The organism is Pseudomonas quebecensis (genome assembly GCF_026410085.1).
In the GTDB taxonomy this organism is placed as follows: domain Bacteria; phylum Pseudomonadota; class Gammaproteobacteria; order Pseudomonadales; family Pseudomonadaceae; genus Aquipseudomonas; species Aquipseudomonas quebecensis.
The window spans coordinates 4,925,071-4,941,545 of the sequence record NZ_CP112866.1 but is presented as its reverse complement, the minus strand read 5'-3'; the positions used below and the strand labels follow the sequence as shown (position 1 = coordinate 4,941,545).

Genomic DNA, 16,475 nt, shown 5'->3' with positions numbered 1-16,475 from the left:
AGGGTGTCAGTTTGCAGATATGTGGACTGGTACACCGCTATCGGGAGCAAGTCCCCTCCCACATTGGTTGCGCGTCGATATACTGAGCGCCGGTTCGCTTAGGGAATATCGTCGATGCAATGGATTTTCATGCTGGTTGGCCTCGTGCTCGGCTGGACGCTCGATGAGTCGTTCTATGATGCAGGCATGGCTGCGCTGCTGGGGCTGGGCATTGGCCAGGCCATTCGCCTGTCGATGCTGTCGTCCAAGGCGGACCAACAGGGGCGCCAGCTGGAGATCGCGCAAAAAGCCCTGAGCGCTGTCGAGCAGCGTCTGGCGCAATTGGAGAAACCCGCACGACAACCCGATCCCACGCCTGCGCCGGCTGCACGCGCGGTGTTTGTCGAGGCGCCTGTCGCCGAATCCGCCAAAACCCCACCCACACCGCAAACCAAGGCGCCCGAACTCGTCTGGGAATTGCCGCCTGACCTCGCACCCGTGGCCGTCGCCAAACAAGCCAGCCAACCATTGCCCGACGATGTGTGGGCATCGGCTCCAGTACCTGCACCTGCACCGCGTGCTAAAGAACCTGCCGTACCCCGTGGCCCCAACCTGATTGAGCGTGCCCTCGGCGGCGCGCGTAACTGGCTGTTTGGCGGCAACACCGTGCTGCGCGTCGGTGTGGTGCTGTTATTTCTTGGCCTGGCGTTCCTGCTGCGCTATGCCACCGAAGGCATGGTGGTGCCGATCGAGGTGCGTTACGCCGGGGTGGCGGCGGCGGCCGTCGGCCTGCTGGGCCTGGGCTGGTGGTTGCGACTGCGCAACAGTCACTATGGGTTGATGCTGCAAGGCACCGGGATTGCGGTGTTGTACCTCACGGTGTTCGCCGCGATGCGTCTGCACCCGCTGATCGATCCGAGCGCGGCGCTCGGGCTTTTGGTGGCGGTGACGGTGTTTTCGGCCATCCTGGCGATTACCCAGGACGCGCTGGGGCTGGCCTGCGCGGCGGCGCTTGGCGGGTTTGCCGCGCCGATCCTGACGTCTACCGGTTCAGGTAATCATGTGGCGTTGTTCAGTTACTTCGCCTTGCTCAATACCGGCATCCTCGCCATCGCCTGGTTCAAGGCCTGGCGCTTGCTCAACCTGATCGGTTTCGTCGGCACCTTCGGTATCGGCTTTGCCTGGGGCCTGCGTTCCTACACCCCGGAACTGCTGTGGAGCACCGAGCCGTTCCTGGTGTTGTTCTTCCTGATGTACCTGGCCATCGGCCTGTTGTTTGCGCGCCGCAAATTGTTAGAGATGCGCGACGCGCCGGAAGACGACAGCCGTGGCGCACTGTTGCGCTGGTCGGCGGCCAAGGGCGATTACGTCGACGGCAGCATGCTGTTCGGCCCGCCGCTGGTGGGCTTTGGCCTGCAGTTCGCGCTGGTGCAGCACCTGGAATTCGCGGCGGCGTTCAGCGCGTTGGGCCTGGGCATCATCTATATGGGCCTGGCCCGAATACTCAGCGGCGGGCGCGCGTTGCTGCTGGCGGAAACCTGCCTGGCTCTGGGCGTCATATTCGCCAGCCTGGCTATTCCACTGGGGCTGGACGCACGCTGGACCGCTGCCGCCTGGGCGGTGGAAGGTGCCGGCATCTTCTGGCTCGGCTTGCGTCAGCAGCGGCCATTGGCCCGGGCATTCGGCCTGTTGCTGCAACTGGGCTCTGCGTTGGCGTTCCTCAGCGAACTGCATCGGGGCGAGCACACCCTACTCGAAGGCGCGCCATTGGGCGCGCTGCTGCTGGGCGCGGCGTTGCTGTTCAGCTTCGATCAATTACGCAAAGCTTCGACCGAGCAGGCCGCAGAGTGGGAGCGTAAAGGCCTGCCGGTACTGGCCAGCCTTGGCTTGAGCTGCCTGTACCTGCTGGCACCGTTGCTGCTGCTGACCCAAGGTACCGCGATCAGCTGGGCCGTCGCCGGCCTGGCGACACTGTTGATCGGCCTGCGCATCGGCTCCAGGACGTTCCTGTTTACCGCGTTCGCCGTGCAACTGTTGGGCGGAGCGCTGTTCCTGCTGCGCCTGAAGGGCGGTGAAGGCGAAGCGGTGTTCGACGCCGGCTGGAGTGGTTTGTTGACCGCGTCACTCATCGGCCTGGCCTTGATCGGCGGCATGTTGCTGGCGGCGCGTGACGACCGGGTGCGCGGCGATGTGCGGCTGTTGCGTGGGTTATCGGTGGTATTGCTCGCCGGCCTGGTGCTGATCAACCTCGCGGTGCTGTTCGTGCTGCCATGGGCCAGCGCCAGTGGCGTATGGGCACTCAGTGGTTTGTTGATTATCTGGCTGAGCCTGTACCTGCAACAGCGCGTGAGCTTTGTGTTTGGGTTGTTGCTGCAACTGATCGGCGGCGGTTCGTTCCTGCTGTCGGTGTCGGCGCTGCTCGGGCCGTTGTCCGGCGAGGCTCTGCGGCCCCTGGCGCACAGCGGCTTCTGGACACCGATGGTGCTGGGCCTGGCCGCGCTGGTCGGCGCCTGGCGCCTGCAACGTCAGCCTCATGCGCCGCTGTTTACCGCGCTGAAGCTGCAGCGTCTGTCCGACCTGCTGCTTGTGTGGGGCGCGGCCTGGTGGACCCTGGCGGTGAGCGGCGAAGTGCTGCGGTTTATTCCCGACGAGCTGCAAGGCTCCGTCTTGCTGGGGACTGCGGCGCTCAGTGTGGCGATCTGGAGTGTCTGCGCGACGCGCTTGCGCTGGGCCTCCCTGGGCATGCTTTGCACCCTGCTGATGCCGGCGGCGGGCATGGTGTTGCTGGTGTCCGCCCATACCTATTACCACCCGGCGGCGCACTACGGCTGGCTGGCCTGGTTGGCAGTGTTTGCCGTGCATTTCGTCTCGCTGCGACGGTTGGCGGCGGTGGTGCCTGGCAAAGTGCTGAGTATTGCCCACGTGTTGGGCTGCTGGATGCTGATCGGTGTGCTGGCCCTGGAGCTGCGTTACGGCCTGTTGAGCCTGTCCAGCGAATACAACGCCTGGCGTTGGCTGGGCTGGGCGATTCTGCCGAGTCTGTACCTGGTGCTGGCCGCCGCGCCGCGCCAATGGCCGTGGCCGGTGGCGGTGTATCCGCGTGAGTACCGTGTGCTCGCCGCGCTGCCCCTGGCGGTGTTGATGCTCGGCTGGTTCTGGCTGGCCAACACCTTCAGTGACGGCACGGCCAAGCCGCTGCCGTATGTGCCGCTGCTCAACCCGCTGGACCTGGGCCTGCTGTTCGCCTTGCTGGGTGTGTACCTGTTGTCGCGCAGTGTGGCGCCGCAACGTGGACCACGGGCGCAGCTGATCGCACAAGGTGTGGCGGGTGTTTCGCTGTTTGCGTTCTTCACCGCGCTGGTGATGCGCACCGCGCACCATTGGGGCGGCGTGCCATTCCAGCTGGATGCGCTGCTGGCGTCGATGCTGGTGCAGGCCAGCCTGTCGATCGTGTGGACGCTGATCGCCCTCGGCCTGATGATCGGCGGCCATTTGCGTCATCGTCGCGATGTATGGCTGATCGGTGCGGCGCTGATCGCAGTGGTGGTCGCCAAGCTGTTCTTTGTCGAGCTGAGCAACCGTGGTGGCCTGGCGCGGATCGTATCGTTCATCGGCGTGGGCGCGTTGTTGCTGGTGGTGGGCTATTTCGCACCGCTGCCGCCCAAGCGTGCCGAACCCGTATTGGAAACTGAAGGAGCAACCTCTTGATCGGTAAGTTGAGCGTGGCCGTGGCGGGCATGTGTGTGGCGCTGTCTGTGGGGGCCCAGGAAGGTCCGGCTGATTTCACCACGCAGGTGCCGCTGAGCGTCAGCGGCAACGGCCCCTGGTATCGCCTGGAACTGCCCTTGGCCGTACAACTGAATGCGCGCCAGGCCGATCTGAGCGACCTGCGGGTGTTCAATGCCGCCGGCGAGCCGCAGGCGTATGCGTTGTCGCGCCAGGCATCGTCAAGCTCGGAAAGCCGTGTGCTGACCGACGTGAAGTGGTTCCCGCTGTACGCCGCCGACACCCGCGAAACGTTACCCGGCGTGGTGATGAAAACCACCACCGAAGGCACTCTGGTAGAGATCAAGCCGTCCACTGCCGCCAAGCCCGGCGGGCAGGTGCTGCGCGGTTGGGTGCTGGATGCCAGTGCGATCAAGGCGCCGTTGCAGCAGTTGAGCCTCGACTGGAGCCTTGAACAGGAAGGCTTCCAGCGTTTCACTATCGAAGCCAGCGATGACCTGCAGCACTGGGAATCCTGGGGCGATGGGCAAGTGGCGCGATTGTCGTTCGCCGACCAACGGGTTGAACAGCATGATGTCAGCCTGCCCGGTCAGTCCGCGCGTTACCTGCGCCTGCTGTGGCAGGGCCAGGCAGCGCCAGTGCTGACATCGGCCAAGCTGGTAAGCGCTACTCGCAGCAGCCTGCCGCAGCCGCTGGTGTGGTCGCCGCCGCTGGCGGGCGAGCGATTGGGGGCCGGTGAATACAGCTGGCAACTGCCCGCGGGCCTGAGTGCCGAGCGCATGCGCATCGAATTATCGCAGCCCAACACCCTGGCGCCGGTCAATGTGTCCGGGCGGCGCGACAGCCAGCAGAGTTGGCAGCCGTTGAGCTCGGGCCTGCTTTATCGCCTGACTCAGAACGGCCACGACGTGGTGCAGGATGAGTTGCCGTTGCCGGGCCAGGTGCTCAACCAGATCCGCTTGCAGGTGGACGAGCGCGGCGGTGGCCTGGGTGCCCAGGCGCCGGCGTTGCGTTATGCGGTGCGCGCCACGCAGGTGGTGTTCCTGGCGCGGGGCGAACCGCCGTTCACGCTGGCGCTGGGCAATATCACGGTGAAGGCCGCAAGCCTGCCGCTGTCCACGCTGATCCCTGACTACAGTGCCGAGCGTCTGAACGCCCTGGGGCAGGCCAGGGTAGCGGGCGAGGCAGTGGTCAAACCGGCTGTCGTTGTCGTAGCCCCCGAGGTGGGTCGCGACTGGAAGAAGCTGGGTCTATGGGCCGTGCTGCTGCTGGGCGTGGCCGTGCTGGGAGCCATGGCCTACAGTTTGTTGCGCAAACCGCAGGGCCAGCCGTGAACTCTATTGGGGTTAAATCCTCTGATGAGAGGAAATCAGCCCCGACTCGCGCTAAACTGCGCGGGTTTTCAAGCCCCCCCATTCATCGGAGCCTTCCATGTCCCGCGTTACCTTGAGTCGCTATTTGATCGAGCAGACCCGCAGCAACAACACGCCTGCCGATCTGCGCTTCCTTATCGAAGTGGTGGCGCGTGCCTGCAAGGAAATCAGCCACGCCGTGTCCAAAGGTGCACTGGGCGGTGTCCTGGGCAGCATGGGCACTGAAAACGTGCAGGGCGAAGTGCAGAAGAAGCTCGACGTGCTGTCCAACGAGATCCTGCTTGAAGCCAACGAATGGGGCGGTCACCTGGCCGGCATGGCGTCCGAAGAAATGGACAATGCCTACCAGATCCCGGGCAAATACCCTAAAGGCGCCTACCTGCTGGTATTCGACCCACTGGACGGTTCTTCCAACATCGACATCAACGCACCGGTGGGCACGATCTTCTCGGTACTGCGTTGCCCGAACGAATACCTGAGCCAGAACGAAGCCCTGAACGAAAAGGCCTTCCTGCAGCCAGGCACCGAGCAGGTCGCCGCCGGTTACGCGATCTATGGTCCACAGACCATGCTGGTACTGACCCTGGGCGACGGCGTCAAGGGCTTCACCCTGGACCGCGAGATGGGCAGCTTCGTGTTGACCCACGAAGACATCTCGATTCCTGCTTCCACCCAGGAATTTGCGATCAACATGTCCAACCAGCGTCACTGGGAAGCGCCGGTACAGCGCTACGTCAATGAGTTGATGGAAGGCGAAGAAGGCCCGTTGAAGAAGAACTTCAACATGCGCTGGGTGGCGGCGATGGTGGCCGACGTGCACCGTATCCTCACCCGTGGCGGCCTGTTCATGTACCCACGCGACAGCCGCGAGCCGTCCAAGCCGGGCAAGCTGCGCCTGATGTACGAAGCCAACCCGATGTCGTTCCTGGTCGAGCAGGCGGGCGGTGCGTCCACCGACGGCCACCAGCGCATTCTCGACATCCAGCCTGAAGGCCTGCACCAGCGCGTGGCGGTGTTCCTGGGTTCGAAGGAAGAGGTTGAGCGCGTCACGGCCTATCACAAGCAGTAAGCTGCCGCGACCGGTAATCGGTGTGGTTGTGAGCCGGTTCACCGTTAAGGAAGCCCCGAAACGTTTCAGCGTTTTCGGGGCTTTTTTGTTTTCGCCCGTCGGGAACCAGACACCTCTTTTCCCTTCTAAGCTTCTGGCAGATACCCAAGCTGCTTCGCCCCTCCAGGAGTTTTCCCATGTCGTTACGTCGTCTCGCCCTGCTGACTTTTTGTGTTGTGTTGGCCGCTTGCAGCAAGGTCAACCAAGAGAACTACGCAAAGTTGTCGGCCGGGATGCCCAAGGCCGAGGTGGAGTCGCTGCTGGGTAAGCCGACGGACTGTTCCGGCGCACTGGGCATGTCCAGCTGCACCTGGGGTGATAAAAACAGCTTTATCAGCGTTCAATATGCCGGTGACAAGGTTCTGATGTTTTCCGGGCAAGGCCTGAAGTAAACCGGGGCGAGAGCCTACGGGAGAAGAAGAATGATGCGTTTTGTTTTGTTTCTTTGTGCCAGCCTGTTTTTGGCGGGCTGCGCCAGTCATTCTGGCGATGATCTGCAACCCAAGACCGCGAGCAACGTCAACCTGCATCGCTACCAGGGCACCTGGTATGAGCTGGCTCGCTTGCCGATGTACTTCCAGCGCAACTGCGCGCAATCCGAAGCCCGCTACACACTGATGCCCGACGGCGATATGTCGGTGTTCAACCGCTGCCTGACGAACCAGTGGAAGTGGGAAGAAGCCAGGGGCACGGCCACACCGCAGGTGCCGGGCAAGACCGACAAGCTCTGGGTCGAATTCAATAACTGGTTCACTGCACTGTTGCCGGGCGTCGCCAAGGGCGATTACTGGGTGTTGTATGTCAGCGATGACTACAAGACCGCCATCGTCGGCAGCCCGAGCCGTCGCTATATGTGGATTCTGTCGCGCACGCCGACCGTGAATGCCGACACCCGCGAAGACCTGCTCAGCAGGGCGCGTCAGCAGGGGTATGACACCACCCGGTTGATCTGGCGTACTCCGGACAAGCAGATGGCCAAGAGTTCGCAGTAACCCTGGATCACCACATGGCTACATGCGGGAGGTGGCAAGCCCCTCCCACATTAGTGATGGGTCGTCTGTCAGCCCAACAAATCCTTCAGCACTTGTGTGAATGCCCGGCGACTGTCTTCCTCTCCAGCATGCTGCCCATCGCGCACGACCCACTGGCCGTTGACCAGCACATCGCGCACCTGCCGATCACCGCCGGCAAATAACCAGCGATTGAGAATGCCGTCCTGCGTGGCGGTGGCCAGGTACGGGTCGTTACCGTCCAGCACGATCCAGTCCGCGCGTTTGCCCACTTCCAATCGGCCTATCGGCTGCCCCAGCGCCTGGGCGCCGCCGTCCAGTGCGGCATCGAATAAAGTGCGCCCGACCATCGGTTGATCGCTGCGATACAAGCGATTGCGGCGCTGATCGCGCAAGCGTTGGCCGTATTCCAGCCAGCGCAGTTCTTCGACCACGCTCAGGGACACATGGCTGTCGGAGCCGATGCCCAGGCGCCCCCCTTGAGCAAGAAAATCCACCGCCGGGAAAATCCCATCGCCCAAATTGGCTTCAGTGGTCAGGCACAGACCGGCAATCGCCCGGCTTCTGGCCATGCGCGCGACCTCTGCCGCGTCGGCATGCGTGGCGTGCACCAGGCACCAGCGCTCGTCGACTTCGACGTTGTCATACAGCCATTGCAGCGGACGCTTGCCGCTCCAGGCCAGGCAGTCGTCGACTTCTTTTTGTTGCTCGGCGATATGGATATGCACCGGGCACGCCTTGTCGCTGGCTGCCAGGACGTCATTGATCTGTTGGGGCGTCACAGCGCGCAAGGAGTGGAAGCACACGCCCAGATGCTGTGCCGGTTGTGCTGCCAGGATCGGTTGCAGGCGTGCTCGCAGATCCAGGTAGCTTTCCGTGCTGTTGATAAAGCGCCGCTGGCCGTCATTTGGCGCCTGGCCACCAAACCCGGAGTGGCTGTAGAGCACCGGCAGCAGGGTCAGGCCGATGCCGCTGGCACTCGCCGCCTGGCTGATCTGTCGCGACAGTTCCGCAGGGTCGGCATAAGGCTGACCATTGATGTCGTGGTGCACGTAGTGAAATTCGGCCACCGAGGTGTAGCCCGCCTTGAGCATCTCGATATACAGCTGACGCGCGATCACCTGCAGTTGGTCCGGGTTGATCTTGCCCACCATGCGGTACATCAGGTCGCGCCAGGTCCAGAAACTGTCATTCGGGTTGCCGGCCACTTCGGCCAGGCCCGCCATGGCGCGTTGGAATGCGTGGGAGTGCAGGTTCGGCATGCCCGCCAGCACCGGGCCTCTGAGCCGTTCGGCGCCATCTGCGCTCGCGTGGGCTTCAACGTGGGCCAGCAGGCCATCGGCGCTGACTTCAAAGCGTACATCGTTGGCCCATCCACTAGGCAGCAGCGCGCGTTCGGCGAAGAAAGCGGACATGATTAGAGCACCCCGGTCGTGTGTTTATTTGTATATACATATACAGACGTTTGCCTGCTCGGTAAACTCCGGCAATCTATGCATCTTTTCCTACTGCAAGGATCCCCCGTGCCGACTCCGCCCGCCAACTCTTCGCTGGCTGCCCACATGGACGAAAGTCCGGCGCCCTTGTACGCCCGCGTCAAGCACATGATCAGCCAGCAGATTCTCAACGGTAACTGGCCGCCTCATTACCGCGTACCGTCGGAGAGCGAGCTGGTCAGCCAATTAGGCTTCAGTCGCATGACCATCAACCGCGCCCTGCGCGAGCTCACCGCTGAAGGTTTGCTGGTGCGCATGCAGGGCGTCGGCACTTTCGTCGCCGAGCCGAAAAGCCAGTCGGCGCTTTTCGAAGTGCACAATATCGCCGATGAAATCGCCTCCCGTGGCCACCGGCATACCTGCCAGGTCATCACCCTGGGCGAGGAAGCGGCGGGCTCCGAACGCGCCGTCGCCCTGGAGATGCGCGAAGGCGGGCGGGTATTCCACTCGTTGATCGTGCATTACGAAAACGATATTCCCGTGCAAATCGAAGACCGTTTCGTCAACGCCCTGGTCGCGCCGGAATACCTGCAGCAGGACTTCACCCTGCAAACCCCCTACGCGTATCTCAATCAAGTGGCGCCGCTGACCGAAGGCGAGCACGTGGTGGAAGCGATCCTCGCGGACGCCGCCGAATGCCAGTTGTTGCAGATAGAACCCGGCGAGCCGTGCCTGTTGATCCGTCGTCGCACCTGGTCCGGCCGTCAGCCGGTGACCGCCGCGCGTTTGATCCACCCCGGTTCCCGTCACAGTCTGGAAGGACGTTTCAGTAAATGAGTGCAGTAAAAGTCTGGCGCGCCACTGAATACGTGCGCATGCAGTGGAAGAACGGCGGCGGCAGCACCGAAGAAATCACCCGCGATGCCGGCGAGGGCCTGGAAGGCTTCGGCTGGCGCCTGTCGATTGCCGACATCGCCGAATCGGGCGGGTTTTCCACCTTTGCCGGCTACCAGCGCGTGATCACTGTGATCAAAGGCGCAGGCATGGTGTTGACGGTGGATGGCGAGGAGCAGCGCGGGTTGTTACCGCTGCAACCGTTTGCCTTCAAAGGCGACAGCCAGGTGTCATGTCGCTTGATCACCGGGCCGATCCGCGATTTCAACCTGATCTATTCCCCTCAGCGTTACCACGCGCGGTTGCAATGGGTGGATGGTGTGCAGCGGTTCTTCAGCACTGCGCAAACCGTGCTGGTGTTCAGTGTTGCGGATGAAGTGAAGGTGATGGACCACATATTGGGTCAGCATGATTGCCTGCAGGTAGACGGTAACAACGGCTTGCTGGATATCGCTATCGCCGGTCGCAGTTGCATCATCGAACTCACTGCGCGCGGTTAAAAAAGTGGGAGGGGGCTTGCCCCCTCCCACATTTGTTTCTCACTGTTCTTACGATGTGTTTCCAGGTCTCGCACCAATTTGTTACCGAACGCCCCAGCGTGGCGCAAAACCGCGCTGTCGTGACAAACCTTCCTCGCTATAAAACCCCTTCGTAAGAAATTTCATCATCCCTCGAAGCCTCAATTTCCAAGGCTCGTGCGGTCTTTGCAAAAAAAATCAAACCCCCTGCACAGAAAGTTGGCCGCTTGATTGCATATGCTTGTATGTACAAGTAAAGATGTGTGTGTAAGACCCTGCTTCGCACCATCCCTGTTCGCGCATCGATCGCCGAGGAGTCTGAGTTGTGACCAAGCCTACAAAATACCGTGACGTTGAAATCCGCGCCGCCCGCGGTAACAAGCTCACTGCCAAGAGCTGGCTGACCGAAGCGCCTCTGCGCATGCTGATGAACAACCTCGACCCGCAAGTGGCCGAGAACCCGAAAGAACTGGTGGTCTACGGCGGTATCGGCCGTGCCGCGCGCAACTGGGAGTGCTACGACCAGATCGTCGAGAGCCTCACCCAACTGAACGACGACGAGACCCTGCTGGTGCAATCGGGCAAACCGGTCGGTGTGTTTAAAACCCATAGCAACGCTCCGCGCGTATTGATCGCCAACTCCAACCTGGTGCCGCACTGGGCCAGTTGGGAGCACTTCAATGAGCTGGATGCCAAGGGCCTGGCCATGTACGGCCAGATGACTGCCGGCAGTTGGATCTACATCGGTAGCCAGGGCATCGTCCAGGGCACCTACGAAACCTTCGTCGAGGCTGGCCGCCAGCATTACGACAGCAATCTCAAAGGCCGCTGGGTGCTTACCGCCGGCCTCGGCGGTATGGGCGGCGCGCAGCCGCTGGCCGCGACCCTGGCCGGTGCGTGCTCGTTGAACATCGAATGCCAACAGGTCAGCATCGATTTCCGCCTGAATAGCCGCTACGTCGACGAGCAGGCCAGCGACCTCGATGACGCCCTGGCCCGCATCGCCAAATACACCCAGGAAGGCAAGGCCATCTCCATCGCGCTGCTGGGTAACGCGGCGGAAATCCTGCCGGAACTGGTCAAGCGCGGCGTGCGCCCGGACATGGTCACCGACCAGACCAGCGCTCACGACCCCCTTAACGGCTACCTGCCGGCCGGCTGGACCTGGGACGAATACCGCGCCCGCGCCAAGACCGAACCGGCCGCCGTGATCAAGGCCGCCAAGCAGTCGATGGCCGTGCACGTCAAGGCCATGCTGGAGTTCCAGAAACAAGGCATCCCGACCTTCGACTACGGCAACAACATCCGCCAGATGGCCCAGGAGGAAGGCGTCGAAAACGCATTCGACTTCCCAGGTTTCGTACCGGCCTACATCCGTCCGCTGTTCTGCCGTGGCATCGGCCCGTTCCGCTGGGCGGCGCTGTCGGGCGACCCACAGGACATCTACAAGACGGACGCCAAAGTCAAAGAGCTGATCCCCGACGATGCACACCTGCACAACTGGCTGGACATGGCGCGCGAGCGCATCAGCTTTCAGGGCCTGCCGGCGCGTATCTGCTGGGTCGGCCTGGGCCAGCGCGCCAAGCTCGGCCTGGCGTTCAATGAAATGGTGCGCAGCGGCGAGTTGTCGGCACCGGTGGTGATCGGCCGCGACCATCTGGACTCCGGCTCGGTGGCCAGCCCGAACCGCGAAACCGAATCCATGCAGGATGGCTCCGACGCCGTGTCCGATTGGCCACTGCTCAACGCCCTACTCAACACCGCCAGCGGCGCTACCTGGGTTTCGCTGCATCACGGCGGTGGCGTGGGGATGGGCTTCTCCCAGCACTCGGGCATGGTCATTGTGTGCGACGGCACCGACGAAGCGGCCGAGCGAATTGCCCGCGTGCTGCACAACGACCCGGCCACCGGGGTGATGCGTCACGCAGACGCCGGTTACCAGATCGCCATCGATTGCGCCAAAGAGCAGGGCCTCAATCTCCCGATGATCAAGTAACCCCATGTGGGGGGGCCAAGTCCTCTCCCACCGTTGACCGGCGGCGAACCCAAGACAATCCATCAGAGGTTGAAAATAAATGGCTGACACACGTGCAAGCACCCCATTGATCGAAAGGCGTTCGATCGATTACATCCCGGAAGCGGAAAGACACGGTCGTCTCTTGAGCCAGTTCACCCTGTGGATGGGCGCCAACCTGCAGATCACCGCCATCGTTACCGGAGCCTTGGCCGTGGTGCTCGGCGGCGATGTGTTCTGGTCGTTGATCGGTCTGTTGATCGGCCAACTGCTGGGCGGCGGCGTGATGGCATTGCACGCGGCGCAAGGCCCCAAGCTGGGGCTGCCGCAGATGATCTCCAGCCGGGTGCAGTTCGGGGTCTACGGCGCGGCCATTCCGATTGTGCTGGTGTGCCTGATGTACCTGGGCTTCACCGCCACCGGCACGGTGTTGTCCGGCCAGGCGCTGGGCCAGTTGTTCGGCGTCACCGACAGCGTCGGAATTCTGATCTTCGCCAGTGTCATCGTGTTGGTCACGGTGCTCGGTTATCGGGTGATCCACTTCATCGGCCGCGTGGCCAGCGTTATCGGCGTGATTGCCTTTGTCTACCTGTTCAGCCGCCTGATCAGCCAGGCCGACGTCGGCGCGCTCCTGCAGATCCGTCATTTCAGCTGGAGCAGCTTCCTGCTGGCGGTGTCGCTCGCGGCATCCTGGCAGATCGCTTTCGGGCCTTACGTGGCGGACTATTCACGCTACCTGCCGAGCGGGACGTCCTCGGTGAAAACCTTTCTCGCCGCAGGCGCAGGTTCGGTGGTTGGCGCGCAAGTGGCGATGGTCCTCGGCGTGTTTGCCGCGGCCATGTCCAACGGGCAATTTGCCGGTCACGAAGTGGCCTACATTGTGGGGCTGGGCGGCACGGGTGCCACCGCGGCGCTGCTGTATTTCAGCATCGCGTTCGGCAAGGTCACCATCTCCACGCTGAACTCCTACGGCAGCTTCATGTGCATTGCGACCATCGTCAGCGGCTTTCGCGGTCGCCTGGAGGTCACGCGCATGCAGCGTCTGGTGTTCGTGCTGGGCATTGTCGGTACGGCGACCCTGATCGCCTTGCTCGGGCAGCACTCGTTCCTCGGCGCGTTCAAGTCGTTCATCCTGTTCCTGCTGGCGTTTTTTACCCCCTGGAGTGCGATCAATCTGGTCGACTACTACTGCATCACGCGCGATCGCTATGACGTGCCGGCGCTGACCGATCCGAATGGTCGCTATGGACGTTGGAACCTGCTCGGTATCAGCGTTTATGTCGTCGGTGTACTGGCGCAGTTGCCGTTCATCTCCACCAAGTTCTACACCGGCCCCCTGGTGGCCGCCCTGGGCGATGTGGATATTTCCTGGATCATCGGCCTGCTGCTTCCCGCCGCGCTTTACTACTGGGCTGCGAAAAAGTGGCCTGCCGCACACCCCGAACACCTGATCCTGCCGCCAGAGCAGGGCGCTGCACCGATGACAAACGGGCTGGTTGCACAAGCCTGAGGGGACGTGGACAGGGCAGGATGCCTACTGACTGCCGTAATCCATTTCATGATTGGGAGCGTCACAACAATGAAAATGCATAAGACCCTGTTGGCCACCGTATTCTCTGCGGGCTTGCTGGCCAATGCCGGCGCCCAGGCGGCCGGTTGGTGCGAGTCCGGCAAACCGGTGAAATTCGCCGGCCTGAACTGGGAAAGCGGCATGTTGCTCACCGACATCCTGCAAACCGTGCTGGAAAAAGGCTACGACTGCAAAACCGACAGCCTGCCGGGCAATTCCATCACCATGGAAAACGCCCTGAGCAGCAACGACATCCAAGTGTTTGCCGAAGAGTGGGTCGGCCGCAGCGAAGTCTGGAACAAGGCCGAGAAGGCCGGCAAAGTGGTCGGCGTCGGCGCTCCAGTGGTAGGGGCGATCGAAGGTTGGTACGTGCCACGCTATGTGATCGAAGGCGACGCCAAGCGCAAGCTGGAAGCCAAAGCGCCGGGCCTGAAAAACATCGCTGACCTGGGCCAGTACGCCGCCGTGTTCAAGGACCCGGAAGAGCCGTCCAAAGGCCGTTTCTACAACTGCCCGGCGGGCTGGACCTGCGAGCTGGACAACAGCGAAATGCTTAAAAGCTACGGTCTGGAAAGTTCCTACACCAACTTCCGCCCAGGCACCGGCCCGGCGCTGGATGCCGCAGTATTGTCGAGCTACAAGCGCGGCGAGCCGATCCTGTTCTACTACTGGTCGCCGACGCCGCTGATGGGCCAGGTCGACCTGGTCAAGCTTGAAGAAAAACCCGGTGTGGATAAGAGTGTGAGCATCAAGGTCGGCCTGTCCAAGACCTTCCACGAGCAAGCGCCGGAACTGGTGGCCGTGCTGGAAAAGGTCAACCTGCCGATCGACCTGCTCAACCAGAACCTGGGTCGCATGGCCAAGGAGCGCATCGAGTCGCCGAAGCTGGCGAAAATCTTCCTCAAGGAACACCCTGAAGTCTGGCACGCCTGGGTGAGCGACGAGGCTGCCAAGAAAATCGACGCGGCCTTGTAGGTCGAGCGTGCCCGGCTACCCTGAGAGGCAGCCGGGCGCCTGGCCACACCCCACTGGATCGAGAGCACGCTATGTTTCCTGAGAGTTTTACCTTTTCCATCGCCGACTGGGTCAACGGTTGGGTGGATTCACTGGTCACCAACTATGGCGATGTGTTCAGGCACATCTCCGACACCCTGTTATGGGCCATCGTCAACCTGGAAGGCCTGCTGCGCGCCGCGCCCTGGTGGCTGATGCTGGCCATCGTCGGCGCCGTTGCCTGGCACGCCACCCGTAAAGTCCTGACCACGGCGGTGATCGTCGGGCTGTTGTTCCTGGTGGGTGCCGTCGGCCTGTGGGACAAACTGATGCAGACGCTGGCGCTGATGCTGGTCGCCACGGTGATTTCGGTGTTGATCGGCATCCCGCTGGGCATTCTGTCGGCCCGCAGCAATCGCCTGCGCTCGGTATTGATGCCGCTGCTGGACATCATGCAGACCATGCCCAGCTTCGTGTACCTGATCCCGGTGCTGATGCTGTTCGGCCTGGGCAAAGTGCCGGCGATTTTCGCCACGGTGATCTACGCCGCACCGCCGCTGATTCGCCTGACGGACCTGGGCATTCGCCAGGTCGACGGCGAGGTCATGGAAGCTATCAACGCCTTTGGCGCCAACCGCTGGCAGCAACTGTTCGGCGTGCAACTGCCGCTGGCGCTGCCGAGCATCATGGCCGGTATCAACCAGACCACCATGATGGCGTTGTCGATGGTGGTGATCGCCTCGATGATCGGCGCCCGAGGCCTGGGTGAAGATGTACTGGTCGGCATCCAGACGCTGAACGTCGGCCGTGGCCTTGAAGCCGGGCTGGCGATCGTGATTCTTGCAGTGGTCATCGACCGCATAACCCAGGCCTATGGTCGTCCACGGCATGAGGCGAGCAAATGACTACCGTCAGCAAAATCGAAGTGAAAAACGTCTTCAAGATTTTCGGCAATCGTGCCAAGGACGCGCTCTCGCTGATCGGCCAGGGCAAGACCAAGGACCAGGTGCTGGCCGAGACCGGCTGCGTGGTCGGTGTCAACGACCTGTCCCTGAGCATCGGCACCGGCGAAATTTTTGTGATCATGGGCCTGTCCGGCTCGGGCAAGTCGACCCTGGTGCGCCATTTCAACCGCCTGATCGACCCCACCAGCGGCGCGATCCTGGTGGATGGCGAAGATATCCTGCAACTGGACATGGAAGCCCTGCGTCAATTCCGTCGCCACAAGATCAGCATGGTGTTCCAGAGCTTCGGCCTGCTGCCCCACAAAAGCGTGCTCGACAACGTCGCCTACGGCCTCAAGGTGCGCGGTGAAAGCAAACAGGTGTGCGCCGAGCGCGCCCTGCACTGGATCGACACCGTGGGCCTGAAGGGCTACGAAAACAAATACCCGCATCAGCTCTCCGGCGGCATGCGCCAACGGGTGGGCCTGGCTCGTGCCCTGGCGGCCGACACCGACATCATCCTGATGGACGAAGCCTTCAGCGCCCTCGATCCGCTGATCCGCGCCGAGATGCAGGACCAGTTGCTGGAACTGCAGAAGACCCTGCACAAGACCATCGTGTTCATCACCCACGACCTCGACGAAGCCGTGCGCATCGGCAACCGCATCGCGATCCTCAAGGACGGCAAGCTGATCCAGGTCGGCACCCCGCGCGAGATTCTGCATTCGCCGGCGGATGAGTATGTAGACCGGTTTGTCCAGCGGCGGGCGGCGGTGGTCTGACCCAGGTCCTGTGGTGAGGCTGCTGGCCCTATCGGGAGCAAGCTCCCTCCCACATTTGATCGGGTTCACACTGTCCCAACGTGGGAGGGGGCTTGCCCCCGATGAGGCCGGCAAAGCTGTAGAGAATA

At 62.3% G+C, this 16,475-nt stretch carries 13 protein-coding genes; 12 read left to right on the top strand and 1 reads right to left on the bottom strand.

Annotated features, from left to right (window positions below):
- The first annotated feature begins 114 nt into the window (after positions 1 to 114).
- The 5 genes from OSC50_RS22965 (at position 115) to OSC50_RS22945 (ending at position 7,178) form a co-directional block, all read left to right on the top strand.
- Positions 115 to 3,687 (top strand): DUF2339 domain-containing protein, encoded by a 3,573-nt coding sequence (locus OSC50_RS22965; protein ID WP_266245507.1) that lies wholly within the window; start codon positions 115 to 117, stop codon positions 3,685 to 3,687.
- Complete coding sequence (locus tag OSC50_RS22960; RefSeq protein ID WP_266247448.1) at positions 3,687 to 5,039, top strand: DUF3999 domain-containing protein; 1,353 nt, start codon at positions 3,687 to 3,689, stop codon at positions 5,037 to 5,039. Before OSC50_RS22965 ends, OSC50_RS22960 begins: the two co-directional genes overlap by 1 nt.
- Positions 5,040 to 5,136: 97 nt before the next feature.
- The gene (locus OSC50_RS22955; RefSeq protein ID WP_060754592.1) at positions 5,137 to 6,147 is read left to right on the top strand and encodes a class 1 fructose-bisphosphatase; all 1,011 of its coding nucleotides are present in this window, start codon (positions 5,137 to 5,139) and stop codon (positions 6,145 to 6,147) included.
- Positions 6,148 to 6,323: 176 nt separating this feature from the next.
- On the top strand, positions 6,324 to 6,578 hold the full coding sequence (locus OSC50_RS22950; RefSeq protein WP_034095458.1) for a lipoprotein: 255 nt from the start codon (positions 6,324 to 6,326) through the stop codon (positions 6,576 to 6,578).
- 30 nt (positions 6,579 to 6,608) lie between these two features.
- Positions 6,609 to 7,178: a lipocalin family protein gene (locus OSC50_RS22945; RefSeq protein WP_181080298.1), complete on the top strand. Its 570-nt coding sequence runs from the start codon at positions 6,609 to 6,611 to the stop codon at positions 7,176 to 7,178.
- Between the two features lie 68 nt (positions 7,179 to 7,246).
- Here the strand turns inward: OSC50_RS22945 and OSC50_RS22940 are convergent, their stop codons facing one another.
- Positions 7,247 to 8,611 (bottom strand): formimidoylglutamate deiminase, encoded by a 1,365-nt coding sequence (locus OSC50_RS22940; protein ID WP_266245513.1) that lies wholly within the window; start codon positions 8,609 to 8,611, stop codon positions 7,247 to 7,249.
- Positions 8,612 to 8,758: 147 nt separating this feature from the next.
- Here OSC50_RS22940 and hutC point away from each other — a divergent pair, with 147 nt between their 5' ends.
- The 7 genes from hutC (at position 8,759) to OSC50_RS22905 (ending at position 16,347) form a co-directional block, all read left to right on the top strand.
- Complete coding sequence (hutC, locus tag OSC50_RS22935) at positions 8,759 to 9,469, top strand: histidine utilization transcriptional repressor HutC (protein ID WP_370694752.1); 711 nt, start codon at positions 8,759 to 8,761, stop codon at positions 9,467 to 9,469.
- Positions 9,466 to 10,026, top strand: a complete 561-nt coding sequence (locus OSC50_RS22930) for a HutD/Ves family protein (RefSeq protein ID WP_266245516.1) — start codon at positions 9,466 to 9,468, stop codon at positions 10,024 to 10,026. The genes hutC and OSC50_RS22930 overlap by 4 nt, the downstream gene beginning before the upstream one ends.
- 343 nt (positions 10,027 to 10,369) lie before the next feature.
- Positions 10,370 to 12,040: a urocanate hydratase gene (gene hutU / locus OSC50_RS22925; protein ID WP_253510024.1), complete on the top strand. Its 1,671-nt coding sequence runs from the start codon at positions 10,370 to 10,372 to the stop codon at positions 12,038 to 12,040.
- 79 nt (positions 12,041 to 12,119) lie between these two features.
- Entirely contained in the window at positions 12,120 to 13,568 is a 1,449-nt protein-coding gene (locus OSC50_RS22920) for a purine-cytosine permease family protein (RefSeq protein ID WP_266245519.1), read from the top strand.
- Between the two features lie 69 nt (positions 13,569 to 13,637).
- Complete coding sequence (locus tag OSC50_RS22915; RefSeq protein ID WP_266245522.1) at positions 13,638 to 14,603, top strand: ABC transporter substrate-binding protein; 966 nt, start codon at positions 13,638 to 13,640, stop codon at positions 14,601 to 14,603.
- A 71-nt stretch (positions 14,604 to 14,674) separates the two neighbouring features.
- Positions 14,675 to 15,526, top strand: coding sequence for an ABC transporter permease (locus OSC50_RS22910; RefSeq protein WP_034095466.1), 852 nt, complete (start codon positions 14,675 to 14,677; stop codon positions 15,524 to 15,526).
- Positions 15,523 to 16,347 (top strand): quaternary amine ABC transporter ATP-binding protein, encoded by an 825-nt coding sequence (locus OSC50_RS22905; RefSeq protein WP_181080305.1) that lies wholly within the window; start codon positions 15,523 to 15,525, stop codon positions 16,345 to 16,347. Before OSC50_RS22910 ends, OSC50_RS22905 begins: the two co-directional genes overlap by 4 nt.
- The last annotated feature ends 128 nt before the right edge of the window (positions 16,348 to 16,475 follow it).